We start from the raw sequence: 21,871 nt of genomic DNA, 5'->3' as shown, positions 1-21,871 counted from the left end.
AAAACCACCAGTATAATTGGTGGTTTTAGTTTGTAGGGGTTGTCCTACACTTTTTTAATTAACCCCTACACTTTGCAGCGTGCGGGCAATTTTTTCTGTTAAACGTGTTGTTACTTTTGGTAATACCATTTTAATCATTGGGTTTAATGCTACTGCAGCAATACCGCCCGCAGTTGCTTCTACTGTACCTGTCATTTTCGTACCGTCGCTGTGTGCTTCCGCTTGGAACTGACCGCTACCTGAGAAGTTTTCTGTAATCCCTTTAAATTCGAATTTAATATTGTTTGGTTCGCTCAATTCTACAATATTTAATTCGATTTGCACTGTCTTTTTCAGACCTTTCATATTACCTTCAAACGTCCAAACAGATTTGTTTTCATCGATTTGCTCATGCTCTTTGTATGCCGGAACGAGTGTTGCCCATTTCTCAATTTTACTAACAAAATCCCAAACTTGGTTTACGCTTACTGGAACCGTTACTGAATGCGATGCTTGCGCCATAACTATACCAACTTTCCATCTGATTTACGTAAAAATACCTTTTACACATACAATATTACATAATAACATCGATTTGGAAAATAGGTATTTTATTATAGATAAGACAATCCAATAGTAAATACTATTATTGTAATACCTGTTCGAACCCATGAAAATTTCTTTACTACTTCAAGCTCCTCATATTTTTGAACAAAAACTAAATCAAGTATCAATATTCCCCCAATGATTAATAGTAATAGCCCTTTATGAAGCATAAAGTTTTGAAGGAAAAATATGATTCCTATCGGTAACAATACACTAACCGCTGTCATTACCCAATAATGCTTTTTATTGGCGTATCGTATATTTCTTCCGCTAATATGATAACGTTTTTTTAACCACTTCTCTGCAAGTCCATTCAGTAATAACAATATACAGTTCACTACTAAAAACGATACGACATTCAACTCCGGTGTATAATCTGCTAAATACGTAGCAACATCCTCACCTGCTAAAATATAAAACTCCCCTGTTGTCACATTTTTAAACCCAACCCAAGAGGAAAAATCATAAAATTTTAACGATAATTGCTCACCAGATACTAGCTCTACCAATAAATCCTGCCCATTCTGATATGAAAGAATAGCCGCATCACCAGGCTCTGCTTCACTTAATATTCTCTGCATAAATTGACGATCTTGTGCACTCGTATAACGTTTAATACCTATATACCAACCATTTCTTGCAGTAAACTTTTCTTCTTCTGTTGGCAATATACTAATATAAAACGCTTTAATTGACCTATTAGATTGTTCTAGTGATGTGGTGTTTTCCCATTTTATCGATTGACTTGGTCCAACAATGAAAAGGAGTGCTAATACAGCTACCATTCCGAGCAGTACAACCCCATATCGTCCATTCACACTCCGCTTTCTTCCCGCCTTCGCTTCTATTTTCCGTTGTAATGCTCGTGTAAATTTTTGCTCTGTACCAAGTTCACGGTCAATTTGCTCCTTCCATTTAGTCATGTAGTAACACCTCCCATTGTTCTTGTTGCAACACGTCCTTTAACTTCTCTCTTCCTCTGCGAATCCTCGTTTTCACTGTATTTTCACTAATTCCTAAAATGTCTGCAATTTCTCGCAGTTTATAGTCATCATAATAATGTAAAATTAATACTTCTCGATAGTTCATTGGCAGTTTCAGTAAAGCATCGACTAAAATACGACGCTCATCTTGCCTAATCGCTTGCTGCTCAATCGATTGTTCTTTCGTTTTCATCTGAAATGGTGCGATGAGCTGTCTCTTTTTCGCACGCCAGCTACGAAGGTAATCATGACTTTTATGTACAGTTATTTTGACTAAATATGTTTTTAAAGAAGAGGCTTGACGGAAACGATCTTTTTCGTGGTAATATGCTAGAAATACATCTTGCACAACTTCTTCTGCCGCTGTCCAATCTTTCACATATAAATACGCAACCCGCATGCAGTATTCCCCATACATTTGCATAGCCTCCTGTAACTCTTTTGTCATACCCTCACCTCTCTTTCCTTATAGTCGCATATTTTCCGAAAATAGTTTCAAATTACCAGGAAATATTTATACAAAATAGAAAAAAGCCATCCCTATTCAGGATAGCTTTTTCTGCTTTTATCGTTAACAATCACCCACCGTTTGCTTTGCCACTTTCGTAAATAAGGCAAACCAATATTGAGCAGCTTTTTTACATTCTATTAAAATCAACATGGAAGATAGATGCACCCTTTCTTAAGGAATGGAAAAGTCGCTGGAGTTTAATGAACAAAGGGCCTTTTTAAATGTGCTAAAAATTGCTGTTGTGCCTCTAGATAAATATATCGCTGATCGACAATTTCTTTTAATAATTCACGCTTTCTTTCCTCTGTAAATCCTAACGATAAAATCAGTTCACGTGCTTCTTTCGCAAATATCATATATTGTTCAAACCCATCGTCAAACTGTTCCATTACTTGGTCACGAATAGTCTTTGCTAAAACAGGACTAGTTCCCTCAGTCGAAACTGCAATGGATAAAGCACCTTTACGCCCAATAGCTGGAAAATGAAAGTTACTATTTTCCGGGTCATCCGCCATATTGATCAGCTGATTTCTTTGACAATCTACCGCCACACGCGCATTGACAGCCCGGCGATTCGTCGCAGTGATGACTAAAAAGGCACCGATACAATCGCCATCGTCAAATGGACGCGCAAGCCATTCCACCCTACCTTGCTCTACAAGTAACCGCAGCTCTACTAACAACTCAGGACTAATAATGGTAATATGTGCTCCTGCTTCAAGCAGTGTTTTTGTACGACGGTAGGCGATTTTTCCTCCACCGACAACGATGCATTTCTTGTTTGTTAGTTTTACACTAATCGGTAGCATCAAATCACCACCTCTTTTGTTATTGTCTTTGTATATTAAGCGTGGAAATTAGTACCATCCGTTGTCGCTTTTACATAACCTGCACGAATGACAAAATCACCGAAACGTTCGCCTGGCGTACGTTCTTCTGCATAGCGTGCTAAAATTGGTCGTAATTCCGCTAAAATTTCCGCTTCCCCAATATTTTCGCGGTATATTTTATTTAAACGATCCCCTGTAAAGCCGCCACCTAAATACAGATTGTATTTGCCTGGTCCTTTTCCGATAAAGCCGATTTCACCCATTGCCGCACGTGAACACCCATTTGGGCAACCACTCATACGAATGACAATTTCTTCATCACGTAAGCCAACTTCATCTAAAATCTCTTCCATTTTATCGATCAATGATGGTAAATAGCGCTCTGCCTCTGCCATCGCAAGACCGCATGTTGGTAATGATACACAGGCGATGGAGTTGCGACGAAGAGCCGAATAAAACTCACCGGCTGTAATATGGTATTGCTTTAACAGCTCATCGATTTTTTTCTTTTTCTGTGGTGATACATTACCGATGACAAGATTTTGATTCCCCGTTAAGCGGAATTCACCCGTATGCACTTTCGCAATTTCCCGTAAGCCCGTTTTTAACGGATAGCCCTCAAAATCTTTAATGCGACCGTTTTGAATAAATAATGTATAGTGCCATTTGCCATCGTCCCCTTTCACCCAACCATAGCGGTCACCTACATGATCAAATTTAAATGAACGTGCTTCTTGTACGTGCCATCCTAAGCGGCGGTTTAACTCTTCCTTAAACCAATCTAAGCCACGCTTATCAAGCGTGTATTTAAAGCGCGCATTTTTACGTTCCTTCCGATTCCCGTAGTCACGTTGAATTGTAATAATTTTTTCTGCTGTTTCAAGTAGCTTATCCGGTGTGATAAAGCCTAATAAACGGCCAAGCTGCGGGTATGTTTCATTGTCACCATGTGTCATGCCCATACCGCCACCAACTAATACGTTAAAACCGACTAGCTTTTCATCCTCCACAATCGCAATAAAGCCAATATCTTGCGAATAAATATCTGCATCATTGTGAGGTGGAATAGCAACACCGATTTTAAATTTACGTGGTAAATACAGTGACCCATAAATTGGCTCGACCTCGTCTTGTGTATCGACGACCTTTTCACCGTTTAACCATAATTCGTGGTAGGCTGTTGTACGCGGTAACAGATGCTCACTTAATTTTGCAGACCATTGGAATACTTCTTCGTGTAATTTCGATTGGTATGGATTTGCATTACACATAACATTACGATTTACATCGCCACACGCAGCCATTGAATCTAGCAATACGTCATTGATACCTTGCATAAATGTTTTGACGTTCCATTTTAAAATGCCGTGTAACTGGAATGCTTGGCGTGTCGTTAATTTTAATGTGCCATTCCCAACTTCGTCTGACAATTGATCCATCACTAACCATTGCGCTGCTGTTGCCACTCCACCTGGCGTTCGAACACGTACCATAAATTGATAAGCGGGCTCAAGCTTAGATTTAGCCCGTTCATTCCGTACATCACGGTCATCTTGCAAATAGCTACCATGGAATTTCATTAAACGGTTATCATCATCTGGAATACCCGAACTAATCGGATATTCCATCGTTTTTTCGAGCGTTCCACGTAAATAATTACTTTCTTCTTTAATTCGTTCTACATCACTTAATGGTCCTTCTTGCGGTGGCAATACGATTTTTTGTGACATTGTTCTTCCCCCTTAATACACATCACGTTGGTAACGTTTTTGTGCTTGTAATTCTTTCACATAATTTGTTGCTTCTTCGTGTGATACTTGTTTCTGTTGTTCAATTACTGTAATAAGTGCTTCATGTACACTATGCCCTAACGTTTTTTCATCCCCACATAAGTAAATGACTGCACCAGCTTCAATCCATTTATATACTTCCTCCGCCTGTTCAAGTAGACGATGTTGAACATATATTTTTTCTTTTTGGTCACGAGAAAAGGCAATGTTTAAGTTTGTTAATACACCTTCTTGCAACCATCTTTGCCATTCTACTTGGTATAAGAAGTCTGTGACGAAATGTTGGTCACCAAAGAACAGCCATGACTTCCCGACAACACCTTGCTCTTCTCGTTCTTGTAAAAATGAACGGAATGGGGCAATGCCTGTTCCTGCACCAATCATAATAATCGGTGTTGCTGGTTCTGCTAATTTAAAGTTTGGATTTTGCTTGACGTAAACAGCTAATTGATCGCCCACTTCTACATTCGACGCTATATTTCCTGACACAACGCCTTCACGGTAACGGCCAGCTGTTTCATAAAACACTTTGCCAATTGTTAAATGAACTTCTTCTGGATAAGCAGCATAACTGCTTGAGATAGAATATTCACGGGCTGGAATTTTACGTAATTGCTCAACAAATTGTTGTGGTGTCCACGTCCATGGTCCAAATTCCTGCACAATATCAATGACGTCACGACCGTATACATACGCTTTCAATGCTTCGCGCTCTTCTAGTAATTTTGCCAATGCTTCATTTGCAGTAAATGGTACAAATTTACTGAGCAATGTTTTAGATAATGCTGTAATATCTAATTGTTTGAGTGCTTGTTGTAGCGCGACTTCATTGCCTTCCACTGTCACATGTTGTGAACCATCGAATTGTAAAGCTGTTAGTAAAAGAGCTACAAGCTGGTCGTTATTTTCAGGAACAATCGCTAAGACATCCCCTGGCTCGTATAGTAAACCTGAGCCTTCAAGCGACAGCTCTAAATGAACCGTTTCTTTATTGGAGCCTCGCCCATTTAAATTAATTTTCTCTAATACTTCTGCCAAAAACGGCTGATTACGCGAATACTCTTTACTAACATTACTTATTTGATTAGTAGGTTTTATAGTCGCACTACTACCCGTTGTTGCTAATACACTGTTTACTTGTTCAATCCACTTATTCGCTGCTTCTTCGTAATCCACATCACAGTCAACACGCGGTACAATGCTCTTTGCCCCTAATGCTTTTAAGCGTTCATCCAAGTCAATCCCCGTTTTACAGAAAAACTCATAAGACGTATCACCTAGTGCTAAAACGGAATATTTTAATTGTGGTAGTTGCGGCGCACGCTTGCTATGTAAATACTCATAGAAGCTAATCGCATTATCTGGTGGCTCTCCTTCACCGTGTGTACTCGCTATGATAAATAGATGATCTAATTTCTTTAAATTATTTACTTTGAAATCACTCATCGAAGAAACTGTTACATTATGTTCTTCACTCGCAATCGTTGCAGCTAATTTTTTCGCTAATTGTTGGCTATTACCCGTTTGCGAACCAAATAAAATCGTAATGTCTTTTGTTTGCACGGGTACTCGTGCAGCTTCTAGCTCTTGCACAACAACTGCTGCACTTGTAGTGGCAGCTGATAAATAACCTGTTAACCACGCCTTTTGTTGTTCTGTTAAATTCGGAATGACCTCATTTAACAACTTCACTTGCTGTTCTGTAAATGGACTATTAATTACTTGTAATGTCACGTTTTTCGCCCCTCATTTTCATTATTTCAAACGAATTTTTTCATTTTTTTCAATTTGTACGACATAGTTATCTTGAATTACAAGTGTAATCGTGCCGTATCGCATGGAATCAACCATTTTCTTTACGTTCTCCAATGTGATTTCGACATTCTCTTTACGCGTACTCATAAATACATCTCCCTTTCCCCATTAATTGATGAATGCGATCGACAAATACATGCTGGACTTGCTTGTCGTAACCAAGGCAGTTACACAATAGAATGGCCTGATTGACATGTTGAATTTCTTCAATCTTTGTTTCGATATGCTGCTTTAATAAGCCTGAAAATAAAAGATACGGAATAATAAATGTTTTCCGGTTTTCAGCTAATAGCTGCTGTAATGCCTGTTCAAAAGAGACACCTTTTCCATATAGGTAGCATGTCGCTACTTCGTGTAAACCGGCCTTCTTCTTCAATAATGCCGCAATTTCCCCTAAATCTCTTTTCACCGCCGGATCACTACTGCCGCGTCCCACTAGCAAAACATTTGCACCTTTTACCTCTTCATCCATTTCTACTAATCGATGGTGTAATGTTTCCACCAACCGCTCATCAACGCCAAATGCTTCTCCAATTGTAAATTGTATGTGTGGAAAATGCTTTTTTGCCTCAGCTATTTCATTCGGAATATCGTGATTTAAATGATTAGCTGTTAATAATAAAATCGGTGCAACGGCAATTTTAGTAGCTCCTTGCTGTACACACTTCGTCACACCTTGCAAAATAGACGGCTGTACTAGCTCAAGAAAACTTACTTGCTGAATCGGTGCATCAATTCTAGGCTTTACTTTCTCAATGAAGCGCAGTGCTTCATCAACCCCCGCTTTGACACGGGTTCCATGTGCAACGTATAAAACAGCTTGCATAGCCTCACCCCTTATACTGAAATTTCTTGACGCAGTTGTTTGTAATACTGCTCTTTTTCAAACCATTGAATTTTCTCACGTACATTTACTACATCGCCGATAATAATCATGCTTGGATTTTCGACTTGCTGATCTTTCGCAATTTGTACAATCGTCTTTAATGTACCGATTACTGTGCGTTGTACATCTGTTGTACCCCAATGAATGAGCGCAACAGGTGTATCGTCTGATTTCCCGTATTGTATAAGTTGCCCGCAAATATAAGGAAGATTCCCAACCCCCATATAAATGGCGAGTGTATCAATACCGATTAAACTTTCCCACTTAATGGAATCCTCTTTCCCTTCACGCATATGCCCTGTGACAATCGCAAAGCTTGAACTATAATCACGATGCGTTACGGGAATACCTGCGTAGGCTGGTGCGGCAATGCCTGCTGTAATACCAGGCACAATTTCAAATGGAATATTCGCCTCTGCTAGCACCTCTGCTTCTTCTGCTCCGCGCCCGAATACGAATGGGTCACCACCCTTTAAACGTGTTACCACTTTATCTTTTTTCCCGTGTTGTACGAGCAAACTATGAATACGCTCTTGAATAACGCCATGATATTTCGGCAGCTTCCCAACAAAGATTAATTCTGCATCTTCCTTCGCATATTCAAGTAACTGCTTGTTAATTAAACGGTCGTATAAAATAACATCCGCTTCCTGAATCGCACGAAGCCCTTTTACTGTAATTAACTCGGCGTCCCCTGGGCCAGCCCCTACAATATATACTTTTCCCATTGTTATACCCCCTTTTAGGTACTAAAAAAGCAATTTTAATCTAAATACCGTATATGGAAGTACGCAAATCTAGATTAAAATTGCCTCTATTTTTTATAGTCAGCAATCGATTTTGTTTTTGGAATGAATTACATGTTAACAATACTATAAGCATATAATACCTATTAGTCAACTATGTTTTAGAATTTTTAAAAAATTCCTTCCTAAACGATAAAGAAAAGAGCTATATGTAAAGGAATGCTCCTACATATAGCTCTTCATCATGTATGTTTATTTTACAACAATGTTGACTAATTTACCTGGAATAACAACGACTTTGACAATCTCTTTTCCAGCGATAAATTCTTGTACTTTTTCATCTGCTAGTGCAGCTGCTTCTAATGTTTCTTTCGAAGCATCTTTTGCTACCTTTACTTTCGCACGTACTTTCCCTAATACTTGTACAACTACTTCTACTTCGTCGTCAACAAGCTTTGACTCATCATAAGTTGGCCATTCTACGTATGAAATTGTACCTTCATGTCCTAAAATTGCCCAAAGCTCCTCTGCGATATGCGGCGCGATTGGTGCGATTAACTTCACAAAGCCTTCTGCATACGCTTGTGGAATAACTTGTGCTTTATAGCAATCGTTAATGAATACCATCATTTGTGAAATTGCTGTATTGAAGCGAATTCCTTCAATATCTTCTGTCACTTTTTTCACAGTTTGGTGATATGATTTTTCAAGTGCTTTATCATCTGATACTTGCACTTTGTCCGCTAGTTTCCCTTCATCTGTTACGAATAAACGCCAAATACGATCTAAGAAACGACGTGCACCATCTAAGCCATTTGTTGACCAAGCGACAGATGCCTCTAGTGGTCCCATGAACATTTCGTATAGACGAAGCGTATCTGCACCGTGACTTTCTACGATTTCATCAGGGTTTACGACATTGCCTTTTGATTTTGACATTTTTTCGTTACCTTCACCTAGAATCATCCCTTGGTTAAATAACTTTTGGAATGGCTCTTTCGTATGTACGACCCCTAAATCGTACAGTACTTTATGCCAGAAGCGAGCGTATAGTAAGTGAAGAACCGCGTGTTCTGCACCACCGATATAAATATCTACTGGTAACCAACGTTTTAGTAACTCTGGATCCGCTAGTTGCTGATCGTTGTTTGGATCGATGTAGCGTAAGAAGTACCAGCTTGAACCAGCCCATTGCGGCATTGTATTCGTTTCACGACGACCTTTTTTCCCTGTCACAGGGTCTACAACATTTACCCACTCTTCAATATTGGCAAGTGGTGATTCGCCTGTACCAGAAGGACGGATATTATCTGTTTTTGGTAATTCAAGCGGTAGTTCATTCTCAGGGACTGTTGTCATTGTGCCATCTTCCCAATGAATTACTGGAATTGGCTCGCCCCAATAACGTTGACGTGAGAATAACCAGTCACGTAGGCGGTACGAAATTTTCTTTTCACCAACGCCGTTTTGTTCTAACCATTCGATCGCTTTTTTAATCCCCTCTTCTTTATTTAAACCGTTTAAGAAGTCAGAATTAATATGTGAACCGTCACCTGTGAACGCTTCTTTCTCAATGTCGCCACCTTCAAGTACTGCCACGATGTCTAAGCCGAATTCTTTGGCAAATTCATAGTCGCGCTCATCATGTGCAGGAACAGCCATGATTGCACCAGTACCATATGTTGCAAGTACATAGTCAGCAATCCAAATCGGTACTTCTTTCCCGCTAATTGGGTTCACCGCATAAGCTCCTGTGAATACACCTGTTTTTTCTTTTGCTAAATCTGTACGTTCTAAGTCAGACTTCATTTTCACTTTTTCTAAGTATGCTTCAACCGCTTCTTTTTGCTCTGGTGTCGTAATTTCAGCAACTAATTTATGTTCTGGTGCAAGCACACAGTAAGTCGCACCAAATAGCGTATCTGGACGTGTTGTGAACACTTCAAAGTCTTTATCTGTACCAGCCACTGCAAATTTCACTTGTGCCCCTTCAGAACGACCAATCCAGTTGCGTTGCATATCTTTAATGGATTCTGGCCAGTCTACTTCTTCCAAATCGTCGATTAAACGATCTGCATATTTTGTAATTGCCAGCATCCATTGCTTCATTGGACGACGCTCTACTGGGTGACTACCGCGCTCTGATTTACCATCGATTACTTCTTCGTTTGCAAGTACTGTACCAAGTGCTGGACACCAGTTTACAGGAATTTCATCTACATAAGCTAAATCCATTTCCACTAATTTAGTAAAAATCCATTGTGTCCATTTGTAGTAACTTGGGTCTGTTGTGTTAATTTCACGATCCCAGTCGTAAGAGAAACCAAGTTCTTGAATTTGGCGCTTAAATGTTGCGATATTTTTTGCCGTAAATTCAGCTGGATCATTTCCTGTATCAAGTGCGTATTGCTCTGCTGGCAGACCAAATGCATCCCAGCCCATTGGGTGCAATACATTATAACCATTCATACGCTTATAACGAGATAAAATATCTGTTGCTGTGTAACCTTCTGGGTGACCTACGTGAAGACCAGCACCTGATGGATACGGGAACATATCTAATGCATAAAACTTTGGTTTTGACTCTTCATTTTCTGTTTTGAACGTTTTGTTATCTAACCAATATTGCTGCCATTTTTTTTCGATTTGTTGATGATTAAAACTCACAATAATTTCCTCCTCTATAAAGGTTTTACATTCGACTTTTTCTAGTATTCGCTTTACCGTCTATATTTTAAGCTGAATTGGCGAAATATTTCAAAAAATAAAAAAACTCGCCCCATTCCGTAAAAGAAGGGACGAGAGAATTTTAACTCCCGCGGTACCACCCACATTAGTGACACTGCACTCAGCTCAAATTTCTTAACGCGAAAACACGGCTATTCGCTACTTATTTCACGAATGGCAAACTCAGAGGCGAGTTCAGTTTATCCTCATACTAGCTCACACCAACCGCCAGCTCTCTTAAAAGTATCCAAACCTACTATTCCTCATCATAGTCGTTCATAATATTGCATTTATTTTAATGGAAGAATGTAAAAAGCACAAGTGTTTTCTTATGTTCGTTGGATTCCCACCCTTAGATCATTGCTCTTTTGCGATTCGAACACCGATTCCGATTAATAATACACCTGTCATTTTATTAAAAACACTTTGTACGACCGGTTTCATAAACCATTTTCGGATACCGTTAATGACAAAAATGACAATCCCTAGCCAGACAATCGATAAAACAATGAGAATACCTGCTAATACAATCAATTGCGAATTTACATTAAACTCTGGTTGAATAAATTGCGGCATTAACGTGACATATAATAGTAACGTTTTCGGATTTAGTAAATCCGTTGTAATCCCCTGCACCATACAGCTTAAAGAGGCATTTTTATGATGACTTGGTGCAGCCTGTTCTTGCAACATCATCTTTTGCGCCTTTGCACGCCATGATTGGATTCCTAAGTACACTAAATACGCTGCCCCTGCGTATTTAATAAACAAGAACACAACGATTGACTTCGAGATAATGGTAGCTAGTCCTAAAACAGCAAGAGTTGTCCAGACGAAAAGGGCAACGACAATTCCTACCATCGTAAAGAAGCCTGCTTTTTTCCCATGTATCATTGTATTTTTTAATACAAGAAGTGAATCCACTCCAGGCACCATAACGATCATGAGTGCCACTGCTGTAAACATCCAAATCTCCTGCATTCCCTCACTCCTCGGAAAATAATTCTTATAATTATAACTCGAGTTGAATAAAAATTCCAAGAGGTTTTTCATCGCAGCAAATTAGCAGTACAACTGTCTATTCGAACTTCACACGTTTTAATGGGCGGTCAAATAGTAAACATGGGATAATCGCAACGATCAATACGATTGTTAAAATAATCGCCAGTACTTGCATGCCATACAGATCTACCATAAAACCACCGAGTAGCGGACCAATCATACGCCCTATCGTCGTCGCACTATTGACGATACCTTGATAGAACCCTTGTCGCCCTTGAGGTGCCAGTTTATTGGCGATGGCTGGGATAACGGGTGTAAAGAACACTTCACCCAGTGTCAGTACAACCATTGCCGTCACAAACATTTTAAAATCATCCGCATAATACACAAAAACAAAAGATACTGACATGAGTAACAAACCGAATCCAAGCTGATTTTTTAATTTGTCTTCCCAATGACGGACAAGCGGACGAATAATTGGTTGTACCGCCACAATGAGCAAACCGTTAATTGTCCACAGTACACTATACTGCGATAAACTCATCCCAAGCTCCTGTGTATAAGAAGAAATGGTCGCACTCCATTGCGTATAAGATAGCCAACATAAAATCAGTGACGTGCTTAAAATTAAAATCGCATAAAGTGGCGCCTTTACATGAACGCCCCCTCCCTCAGCGATAATATTTTTAGGCGCCATACCGTCTATATCAAAACGTCTATACGTTGTAATCACAATCATAAAGAAAATAGAATATGTAGCTAAATTCGTAATAAACACATACTCAAAATTCATATCTGCAATAATCCCTGCCAATGCCGGTCCAATCGCTACCCCTACATTATTCGTTAAAAATAATGTATTAAATGCGCGTCTTCCACCTTCTGGCCATGTACTGCCAATTAGTGCATACATCGATGGAAAGATGATCCCTGACGTAAAACCTAAGAAAGTTAAAAACACAACGTATTGTGTGAAGTCATGCCATATTGTGAGTAGTCCTAACACTGCAAGATTCGCAGTTACACCAAAGAAGATTGTTTTAAAACCACCGATACGGTCAAACAAATAGCCCCCAAGTAAATTCCCAAAAACACCAGCCAACGAATTAAGCATTAACACGATGCCCGCCATCGTTAACGTTTTGCCTAAATGATTATGAATATATATGCTGTTTAAAGGCCACAAAAAAGAGCTGCCAACTGTATTAAAAAACATCCCAACAATTAAAAACCATACACGTTTTGGCACAATCCGTCCTCCATTTACTTCGATTCACAAAATATCAGTCTATGCCTGTTTTTGAAAATATACAAGAAGAAATTTTTTCTATACTATTCAATAGCTAAAGTGTTTAATAACTCGTAATGAGCAAAATGCACCCTAAAAATACCATTTAAATAGTGAAAGGTTTGTATCATAGCCTCCGCGCTTTGCCACAGCCTACACAGGAGCTAAAACAGGCGTGGCCTGTTTGGATCTCCTGTTCCTGCTCCTGACGTTGCACTTTCGTCGCAAAGAAAATCTTGGCTCCTGTGGCGATGGCGCGCTACGGCAAAAAGTGAATACTTCTCGATATACTAGAAAAACATTTCTCTTCTTTAAAAGAAATCAATTTCTTTCTAGTTGCAAGTATAATTGCCTAGCCCCTACCGTAATAGATGAGAATCTTTCTTTCTTTTTAGCAACTGATTATTGTATTGAACCAGATGTGTTGATTATCAAAATATTTCCTTTATGAAGCATGTTTTTTAGAAAAACGTGATTAAAAATGACTTGCCCATTGATTGAAGCGGAATCGGCGAGACTCCTACGGGAATCGCATGAGCTGAAGACCCCGCAGGAGCGAGCGACGAGGAGGCTGAGGCCATGCCCGTGGAAAGCGAGCCGAATGGAGCGGAAATCAACGGTTACTAAACTGGTAATATATATTTCAGGATTTACTCATTCTAAGTTACGTTTTATTTTTTATAACATAATGGATAGCCAATGACTTGTTTTCCTCTACATGTTAAAATAGAGCGTTAGAGGAGTGACATATATGACAGAAACAAATTTCCCCTTCCCATCTGACGGGAAGCGTTATTATACATGGAATCGCTATTTGCGAAATGAGTTCGGTAAAAAAGTTTATAAAGTCGCACTAGATGCGGGCTTTGATTGTCCAAATCGAGATGGTACGGTTGCCTTTGGTGGTTGTACGTTTTGTTCGGCTGCGGGATCTGGTGATTTTGCTGGAAATAAAGTCGATCCAATCCCTGTACAATTCGAAAAAATTAAAGCAAAGATGGAAAACAAGTGGAAAGACGGCTTAACAATGGCTTACTTCCAAGCCTATACAAATACCCATGCACCACTTGAAGTATTAAAGGAAAAGTTCGAAGCAGCACTTGCTTGTGAAGGTGTTATGGGATTAAGTATTGCGACACGTCCTGACTGTTTACCCGATGATGTAATCGAATATTTAGCCGAGTTAAATGAGCGCACGTATCTTTGGGTCGAATTAGGCCTACAAACCGTGCACGAAAAGACAGCAAACTTAATTAACCGCGCACATGATTACCAAACATATGTAGAAGGTGTAGAAAAATTACGTAAGCACAATATTCGAATTGTGTCACATATCATTAATGGCTTACCGCTAGAAGATTACAATATGATGATGGAAACAGCACGTGAAGTGGCAAAGCTCGATGTACAAGGAATTAAAATTCACTTACTTCATTTATTAAAAGGTACGCCGCTCGTCAAACAATATGAAAAAGGAATGCTTGAGTTTATGGAGCAAGATGCCTATATTCAGCTAGTAGCTGACCAGCTGGAAGTGCTACCTCCTAATATGATTATTCACCGCATTACGGGGGACGGACCAATTGATTTAATGATTGGGCCAATGTGGAGCGTCAATAAATGGGAAGTATTAAATGGAATTGATGCAGAGCTTGCACGTCGCGGCTCATGGCAAGGGAAATACTACAAGGCGGACACAGCAAAATGAAACTAGAACGGGTACTTCAATATGCACAAACATTATTAAAATCGGCGATTCAAACAGGCGATATTGCCGTAGATGCCACTGCTGGCAATGGACATGATACGCTATTTCTAGCACAACTTGTTGGGGATGATGGCTTTGTCTATGCATTCGATGTACAAAAACAAGCGGTAGATGCCACATTACACCGTCTGTTAGATCATGCACTAGAACACCGTGCCCTTGTGCTGAATGATGGACATGAAAATGTGGCAAAACACGTGACAAAACCGATTGCTGGCGCTATCTTCAACCTGGGCTACTTACCTGGCAGTGACCACGGGATTATTACGCGCCCCAATACAACGATTCAAGCACTTGAAAGTTTACTAACACTATTAAAGGTTGGCGGCATCATTGTATTAGTCATTTATCACGGGCATGAAGGCGGGAAAGAGGAACGGGACGAGGTCATTCGTTTTGTAAGCAATCTACCTCAAAAATCTATCCACGTCCTACGTTATGAATTTTTAAATCAAAAAAACGATCCACCATTTATTATCGCATTAGAAAAAGTAAAAGAATATACAACCGAGAGCTGAGGGACACACCCTTAGCTCTTTTTATTAGGGACATTTGCTTGTATTAAACACCCGCTTTCATTCATCAGAATATTCTAAGTTAGTAGCATTTATGGTATAGTAATTTCATAATTTTTAGAATTCAACAAAAAGTAGGTGTCTTATAATTGATAAATATCTCGTTATTTATAGTCATGTGTATGTTGTTGATTATTTTGCCTGGACCTGATACGGCGGTGTCGACGAAAAATACATTAGTCGTGGGGCGAGTTGGTGGGCTACAAACGATGCTCGGTTCATGCTGTGGCTTACTTATTCATACATTCGCTGCAGTTGTCGGGCTATCCGCAATCGTTGTGAAATCAGCGTATTTATTTGCTGTGATTAAATACGTAGGTGCGGTTTATTTATGCTATTTAGGGATTAAAACCTTATGGGCGATGCGAAATCTTCACAACCAACAGCTAGAGGATGCAGAGGAAAGCAATAAATATACAGGCCACTCATGCTTTAAGCAAGGCTTTTTAACAAATGTCACGAATCCAAAAGTAGCTGTATTTTTCCTAACCTTCTTACCTCAATTTGTCGATGGCACAAGCAATACATTCGGTCCATTTTTAATGATGGGACTTATTTATACAGGATTAACCGCTTTATGGTTTGTATTTTACGTCTATTTATTAGATAAAATTAGTGCCTTTATGAAGAAGCCAAAAACTAAAATGGTGATTGAAGGTTTAACTGGTGCTGTATTAGTTGGATTTGGTATAAAGCTCGCATTAGAGAAGTAACAAAGAGGGTCAGAAAGTAACAACTTTCTGATCCTCTTTGCTATTTCTTAAGAAAATCTTCAGAAAGCTCCATCCTATATCTTCAGATTCAGCTTATACACTTAACTTACTAAAATATAAAGGAATGAGCATATGATTACAGTTCAATCATTACACCATGCATTTATGATTGGCAAAAAAGGTAAGGAAAAGAAGGTAGAAGTATTAAAAGGCATTGATTTTAATGTGCAGCAAGGCGAAATTATCTCCATTGTCGGAAAAAGCGGCTCTGGTAAGTCGACACTACTGCAAGTCATCGCAGGCTTTTTAAAACCAAATAGTGGTTCTATTCAAATACACGACATTGAAACCGCCCATTTTACTGAGAAGCAAAGTGCTGCTTTTCGTTTACAGCACTTCGGTTTTATCTTTCAAAATTTTCAGCTGTTACCTGGACAGAATGTGGCGGAAAACATTGAATTACCACTTAAGCTAAAAGGAATTAGCCCTACGATTCGTCAGAAAAAAGTACAGGATATGCTAAAGCGAGTCGGTTTAACAGAAGTAGCCGATCATTATCCAAATGAGCTCTCTGGTGGACAACAACAGCGCGTATCCATTGCACGCGCCATGATTACGGACCCACCAATTGTATTAGCAGACGAACCAACCGGTAGCTTAGATATGCAAACGGAACAAGAAATTTTACAGCTCATGCAACAATTAAACAAAGAAAGCAACGTCACATTCGTCATTATTACCCATGATGAGGAAGTGGCTTCTATCGCCAGCCGAATCTTGCGGATGTCAGACGGATTATTAATGGAGGAAATTTAAGATGCTATTTAAAGATCAATTACAATTTGTCTGGCAACATATGAAAAAAAATAAGCTACGTGTCACAACAACCGTACTAGCGGCGATGATTGGCTGTGCCTTTTTAATTGTCCTCGCGTCCATTGGCTTTGGTATACAAGATACGATGCGAAATGAATTGTTAAACCAAGAAGAAATTACAGAAATTCAACTTTGGGGGGAAGAAAGCTTATCTGCCGAAGATGAACAATGGATTAATAACTTAGAGCACGTGAATGTCGTACTAAAAAAAGCAGACATTAGTGGTGTTGTGCAATCGACGTTTGAGGATCGAACAGGCCATTCACAAGGGATTATAGTCGATATGGATGCACAGGCAAAGCTTCCTTCTAACTTAAGTGCTGGTCGACTACCACAAACGGCGAATGAAATCGTAGTTGGCTATCATTATGCACAAAGCTTATTAAATGAGGCAGACGAAGCAGAGATTGAACGCAAGGCAAAGGAAGCAGAAGCGAACGGAACATGGTATAACGGAGAAGAGGAAGGCTATAAAGGCGATATTTTAGGGAAGGAAATCGTTTTAACACTGACACTAGACGAGGATGGTACACTTTCTGAGCCAACAACCTTTACTGTTGTCGGTATATTAAAAGCACCTTCTTACGAGTGGTACCAAGATACCTCTATTCAATTTGGACAAGATATTATGACTACGTTCCCACAGTTAATGACCTACCCATCTTCAAGGATTTATGTAGATTCTTTAGAACATGTGATGCCTGTGTTAACAAAGTTAAAAGAACAAGGCTATCAAGTGTATTCTGTTGTAGAACAATTAGAGGAAATGGATTTATTCTTCTTAATCTTTAAAATTGGTCTTGTGTTTATCGGAACGATTGCCGTATTAATTGCCTCTATCGGTATTTTTAATACGATGACCATGGCTGTCACAGAGCGAACACGTGAAATCGGGGTATTAAAGGCGATTGGTGCCTCACCAGCACTCATTCAACGCTTATTTTTAATGGAAAGTGCATTTATTGGTCTCTTAGGAACAAGCTTAGCGATTATTGTATCGTACGCGATTAGTTTTAGTGCCAATGCTATTTTACCACACGTGCTAGCCTTTGCTTTATCGGATGCTGATTTAACAAGCTATAATATTACATTCTCTACCATTCCATTGAGCTTAGTCGTGATTGCCGGTAGCATTAGCTTACTTGTAGCGATTTTATCTGGCTGGCGACCAGCACGGAAAGCAACGAAAATCGAAGTAATCCATGCATTACGTCAAGAATTATAAAAAACAAGGATGAGCCAAGATGCTCATCCTTGTTTTCTTTATTCGTAAATCACAATCTCTTCCTTAAACGGCACTGTGTTTGGATAATCGTAAAAATATATTTTTACTGGGTTTTTCATTTCTGGTGGATACGTATATTGCACTTCGTTCCACGAACCAGAAAATGATTCCATTTCAAAGCGTTTGCCATTTGCATCGATGGCATGACTAAGACGCACCTCTTTTCCCTCTTCCGCATCAATCTTGATGAGGCTATCTTCCTTTACTTCAAATGTTACGTTTCCTATTGCTGGCTGCTTTAAAACTTCTTGCTTGATGAAATCTACTTCAATATAATTATCGTCCTTCGGTAACACATTCATATTTTCAATTTCAATTGTAAGTGGACCATTCGCTTCAAGTACTGTGCTATCAAATAAATACGTCACTTCACCGTAAGAAATATCGCCTAAAGCGATTAACCCACCTTCTAATGTATTGAACGGCTCACCTTGCTCATTTAAAATACGTACATTGCCAAGGGATAAAATTTGCATTGAGTTATTATTAGCTACTGTTATGCGAAGCTGAGTGGCTGTTGGTGTGACCGTTACATCTTCTACAATTAGCTTTTGTCCCTCGTAGGACAGGGTTTGCTTGATATTATATATACGCTTTTTCACAACATCATTTTTTATCGTGAAGGGGATTTTAAAAGTTGTGTTCTCCTTATCTCCAAATGTCATTTGAAGCTCAAAGTTCTTCTTATTAGGTAAATCCTCACCTTCAACAAATTTATAAATGACATCCTCTACAGATTTTTGCGTCTCCCCATCGACCGACCAACCGTAAGTAACTGCCCCATCTATTGCCTTCCCATCCTGTAAAATTGTTACTTTTTTTATCGGAAGCTCTGAAATATTATACGGTGCTTCGAGTGCGTAATGAATTCTCATTCCTGTTTCGTCAGCTATTACCCCTTTTACTGTGAGGGTTAAATTATTTTTAGTTTCTGTAATATTCAGCTCCTCATAATCATGTTGTTGATTGTCTGTTATAAATGACACAATGTCTGCGAAACCTGGAACACGCTTTGCTGTATCTGCCACGAGTGGAATATAACGTATGGAAAAGATAAGTGCCAGCGCAACAGTAGCTGTGAGTACTGTATAATAACGCCAATTATTTGCTCGATGCTTTTCCTGTTGTACTTCTTTGAAGGCTATTTGTCTAGTTTTCGCTAACTGGTCTTTTGGTACTTTAATTTGATCTAATTCTTTATTTAGCTTTTCAGCATCAAATGGGGTCATCATCCTCTCCCTCCTTGGCCAAATAGTAGTCGTAGCTTTCGTAGTGCATGATGTACACGTGATTTTACCGTACCTTCAGGGATATTTTGTACGTGTGCAATATCTTTATTTGTCCGTTGCTCCACATACTTTAAATAAATGGCCTGCTGCTCCTGCGCTGATAGCTGGCTAATTAAATCGAGTACTTCAAAATTGGTTTCGTATGTGTAGCTTGATTCAACATCGTGAGATACGTAATGGACTTGTTTCTTTTTCATATCGAGGCAAATATTAATTAACACCCGTACGAGCCATGTACTAACATAGGCAGGTTCTTTTACTTGATGCATTTTCTTTAGTGCCCGGTACGCTAGCTCCTGCATCGCGTCAAGTGCATCATGTTCATTGCGTAAATACGCATAGGCTGTTCGATACAATGTTTCCTCGTATACTTCAAGCAGAACAAGGGTTGCTTGTTGGTCTCCCCTGATGGCACGCTTCGCTATTTTCTCCATAATCCCACCTTCTTTACTTTCTTTATGTATTAGACAGGGCTATTGTATAAATCGTTCAATCTATTTACGAAAAATTTTATGTTTGTCTATTAATCTATTCAGTTTGTCTATTAATAGGTGAATATTGTCTATTAACCTGTTCACTTTGTCTATTAATGCCGATAAAATAAAGAGCTGCTTCAAAAGGTTTGAAGCAGCTCTTACTTTATTATTTTTTATTTCGATTTTCCCAGAATGTTGCATTTTTAATGCCTAATTTAATCGGATCAAATACTGGGTCTTTGCCTTCTTTCTTTTGTTTCTCGTAGTCTTTTAATGCAATGATTGCTGGTTTCATAATGATTAAGATAGCAATGACGTTAATCCATACCATTAAGCCCAGCCCGACATCGCCCATTGCCCATGCTAAGTCCGATGTACGTACAGTACCGTAGAACGCTGTTGCGATAATGACGATTTTCGCAATCCAAATCCCAATTTTTTCTGCCGTACCAGAGAGTAGATAGGCAACGTTTGTTTCTGCGATATAGTAGTACGCCATAATCGTTGTGAAAGCAAAGAAGAATAATGCAATCGCTACGAATGGTGCACCAAAGCCTGGTAATGCTTCATCTACGGCAGATTGTGTATATGCTGCACCCTCTTTAATTGTTTGTGCATAAGAAACTTGCGCATCGCCCGTATATTCATCTTTACCAAATTCACCTGTGAAAAGTGTTGGGTAAATTTCATATGGCTCATCGTTGACCATATGCACTTCACCATCCACCATTACTGGTATTTTTTCTGCACTTTCATCGTGTACATTGTACATACCTGTAAATAAAATCATAAATGCCGTAGCCGAACAGATTAATAATGTATCAATATAAACCGATGCCGCCTGTACTAACCCTTGCTTTGCTGGGTGAGATACTTCCGCAGCTGCTGCAGGGTGCGCTCCTGTCCCTTGACCCGCTTCATTCGAATAAATACCACGCTTTACGCCCCAAGCAATAGCAGAACCGATAATACCCCCAAATATTTCCTGAGCACCAAATGCACTTGAGAAAATAAGCGCAATGACACCTGGTACCTCGCCAATATTCATAACAATAATGACAATCGCCATTAAAATATACGCTAACGCCATAAACGGTACAATGATTTGTGCTGCATTCGCAATCGATTTAACCCCACCGATAATGATAACCCCAAGTAAAATAGCAATAATTAGACCAATAATCCAATTATCAATTCCGAATGCATTATTCATTGCCCCAGCAATCGCATTTGATTGAACACCAGGCATTAAAACAAGCATGGCTAGTAATGCTGCTACTGCAAAAATAATAGCAAACCACTTTTGCCCCATGCCTTTTTCAATATAGAAAGCTGGACCACCACGATATTCAGTTTCTTTCTCTTCTTTATAAATTTGCGCCAATGTCGACTCTACGTACGCAGTCGCTGCCCCAATAAAGGCAATTGCCCACATCCAGAACACAGCACCTGGGCCACCCATCCCGATGGCTGTTGCAGTACCCGCAATATTACCAGTACCTACACGGCCTGATAGTGCAATAGATAATGCTTGGAAGGAGGAAATCCCTTTTTCCGATTTTTCCCCTTTAAACATGAGCGCGAACATTTCTTTAATATGACGGACTTGAAGGAATCGAGTAATGATAGAGAAGAAAAGACCGATTATCATGATTCCATAAATAAACCAAGGTCCCCAAAAAATATTGTTCAAAAAGGTAACAATACTTTCCATATAATACCCCCT

Annotated in this window: 20 protein-coding genes and 1 other annotated feature; of the genes, 5 read left to right on the top strand and 15 right to left on the bottom strand. The window is 39.3% G+C overall.

Going from position 1 to position 21,871, the window contains the following annotated elements; translation table 11 throughout:
* Positions 1-54: 54 nt before the first annotated feature.
* From AAGS61_RS05505 to AAGS61_RS05450, 12 genes are all read right to left on the bottom strand, one after another.
* A complete protein-coding gene (locus tag AAGS61_RS05505) occupies positions 55-501 on the bottom strand; it encodes a CoxG family protein (RefSeq protein WP_391368462.1) in 447 nt (148 codons plus the stop codon).
* A 92-nt stretch (positions 502-593) separates the two neighbouring features.
* The gene (locus AAGS61_RS05500; RefSeq protein WP_391368460.1) at positions 594-1,508 is read right to left on the bottom strand and encodes a hypothetical protein; all 915 of its coding nucleotides are present in this window, start codon (positions 1,506-1,508) and stop codon (positions 594-596) included.
* The gene (locus AAGS61_RS05495; protein WP_391368458.1) at positions 1,501-2,016 is read right to left on the bottom strand and encodes a sigma-70 family RNA polymerase sigma factor; all 516 of its coding nucleotides are present in this window, start codon (positions 2,014-2,016) and stop codon (positions 1,501-1,503) included. Before AAGS61_RS05495 ends, AAGS61_RS05500 begins: the two co-directional genes overlap by 8 nt.
* Before the next feature lie 260 nt (positions 2,017-2,276).
* On the bottom strand, positions 2,277-2,888 hold the full coding sequence (locus AAGS61_RS05490; protein ID WP_391368456.1) for a precorrin-2 dehydrogenase/sirohydrochlorin ferrochelatase family protein: 612 nt from the start codon (positions 2,886-2,888) through the stop codon (positions 2,277-2,279).
* A 35-nt stretch (positions 2,889-2,923) separates the two neighbouring features.
* Complete coding sequence (gene cysI / locus AAGS61_RS05485) at positions 2,924-4,639, bottom strand: assimilatory sulfite reductase (NADPH) hemoprotein subunit (protein WP_391368453.1); 1,716 nt, start codon at positions 4,637-4,639, stop codon at positions 2,924-2,926.
* A 12-nt stretch (positions 4,640-4,651) separates the two neighbouring features.
* Positions 4,652-6,433 (bottom strand): assimilatory sulfite reductase (NADPH) flavoprotein subunit, encoded by a 1,782-nt coding sequence (locus tag AAGS61_RS05480; protein ID WP_391368450.1) that lies wholly within the window; start codon positions 6,431-6,433, stop codon positions 4,652-4,654.
* Between the two features lie 21 nt (positions 6,434-6,454).
* Entirely contained in the window at positions 6,455-6,601 is a 147-nt protein-coding gene (locus tag AAGS61_RS05475) for a YezD family protein (protein ID WP_391368447.1), read from the bottom strand.
* Positions 6,588-7,340 (bottom strand): sirohydrochlorin chelatase, encoded by a 753-nt coding sequence (locus AAGS61_RS05470; RefSeq protein WP_391368446.1) that lies wholly within the window; start codon positions 7,338-7,340, stop codon positions 6,588-6,590. Before AAGS61_RS05470 ends, AAGS61_RS05475 begins: the two co-directional genes overlap by 14 nt.
* Positions 7,341-7,351: 11 nt before the next feature.
* Positions 7,352-8,128, bottom strand: coding sequence for a uroporphyrinogen-III C-methyltransferase (cobA, locus tag AAGS61_RS05465; RefSeq protein WP_391368443.1), 777 nt, complete (start codon positions 8,126-8,128; stop codon positions 7,352-7,354).
* 270 nt (positions 8,129-8,398) lie between these two features.
* Positions 8,399-10,813, bottom strand: a complete 2,415-nt coding sequence (gene leuS / locus AAGS61_RS05460) for a leucine--tRNA ligase (RefSeq protein ID WP_391368440.1) — start codon at positions 10,811-10,813, stop codon at positions 8,399-8,401.
* A 124-nt stretch (positions 10,814-10,937) separates the two neighbouring features.
* Positions 10,938-11,152, bottom strand: a binding site (T-box leader).
* A gap of 78 nt (positions 11,153-11,230) precedes the next feature.
* Positions 11,231-11,854, bottom strand: coding sequence for a LysE family translocator (locus tag AAGS61_RS05455; RefSeq protein ID WP_391368436.1), 624 nt, complete (start codon positions 11,852-11,854; stop codon positions 11,231-11,233).
* A 97-nt stretch (positions 11,855-11,951) separates the two neighbouring features.
* A complete protein-coding gene (locus tag AAGS61_RS05450) occupies positions 11,952-13,124 on the bottom strand; it encodes an MDR family MFS transporter (protein ID WP_391368433.1) in 1,173 nt (390 codons plus the stop codon).
* 790 nt (positions 13,125-13,914) lie between these two features.
* Between AAGS61_RS05450 and AAGS61_RS05445 the strand changes: the two genes are divergently transcribed.
* From AAGS61_RS05445 to AAGS61_RS05425, 5 genes are all read left to right on the top strand, one after another.
* Positions 13,915-14,871, top strand: coding sequence for a TIGR01212 family radical SAM protein (locus tag AAGS61_RS05445; RefSeq protein ID WP_391368430.1), 957 nt, complete (start codon positions 13,915-13,917; stop codon positions 14,869-14,871).
* The gene (locus AAGS61_RS05440; protein WP_391368427.1) at positions 14,868-15,449 is read left to right on the top strand and encodes a class I SAM-dependent methyltransferase; all 582 of its coding nucleotides are present in this window, start codon (positions 14,868-14,870) and stop codon (positions 15,447-15,449) included. Before AAGS61_RS05445 ends, AAGS61_RS05440 begins: the two co-directional genes overlap by 4 nt.
* Before the next feature lie 173 nt (positions 15,450-15,622).
* Entirely contained in the window at positions 15,623-16,219 is a 597-nt protein-coding gene (locus AAGS61_RS05435) for a LysE family translocator (RefSeq protein ID WP_391369328.1), read from the top strand.
* Between the two features lie 132 nt (positions 16,220-16,351).
* Positions 16,352-17,035, top strand: a complete 684-nt coding sequence (locus AAGS61_RS05430) for an ABC transporter ATP-binding protein (protein ID WP_391368424.1) — start codon at positions 16,352-16,354, stop codon at positions 17,033-17,035.
* A gap of 1 nt (position 17,036) precedes the next feature.
* Complete coding sequence (locus tag AAGS61_RS05425; protein ID WP_391368421.1) at positions 17,037-18,320, top strand: ABC transporter permease; 1,284 nt, start codon at positions 17,037-17,039, stop codon at positions 18,318-18,320.
* Positions 18,321-18,358: 38 nt separating this feature from the next.
* On the opposite strand, the gene AAGS61_RS05420 is transcribed toward AAGS61_RS05425, so the two are convergent.
* The 3 genes from AAGS61_RS05420 to AAGS61_RS05410 form a co-directional block, all read right to left on the bottom strand.
* Positions 18,359-19,612, bottom strand: a complete 1,254-nt coding sequence (locus tag AAGS61_RS05420; protein WP_391368419.1) for a DUF4179 domain-containing protein — start codon at positions 19,610-19,612, stop codon at positions 18,359-18,361.
* Positions 19,609-20,103 (bottom strand): sigma-70 family RNA polymerase sigma factor, encoded by a 495-nt coding sequence (locus AAGS61_RS05415; RefSeq protein ID WP_391368415.1) that lies wholly within the window; start codon positions 20,101-20,103, stop codon positions 19,609-19,611. The genes AAGS61_RS05420 and AAGS61_RS05415 overlap by 4 nt, the downstream gene beginning before the upstream one ends.
* A 208-nt stretch (positions 20,104-20,311) precedes the next feature.
* Positions 20,312-21,859, bottom strand: a complete 1,548-nt coding sequence (locus AAGS61_RS05410) for an alanine/glycine:cation symporter family protein (protein WP_391368412.1) — start codon at positions 21,857-21,859, stop codon at positions 20,312-20,314.
* Between the last annotated feature and the right edge of the window lie 12 nt (positions 21,860-21,871).

Origin of the sequence: Lysinibacillus sp. KU-BSD001, from assembly GCF_042920265.1 — a bacterium.
Taxonomy (GTDB): Bacteria; Bacillota; Bacilli; order Bacillales_A; family Planococcaceae; genus Lysinibacillus_B.
The sequence above is the reverse complement of the archived record's forward strand: the minus strand, read 5'-3'. Positions and strand labels throughout refer to the sequence as shown.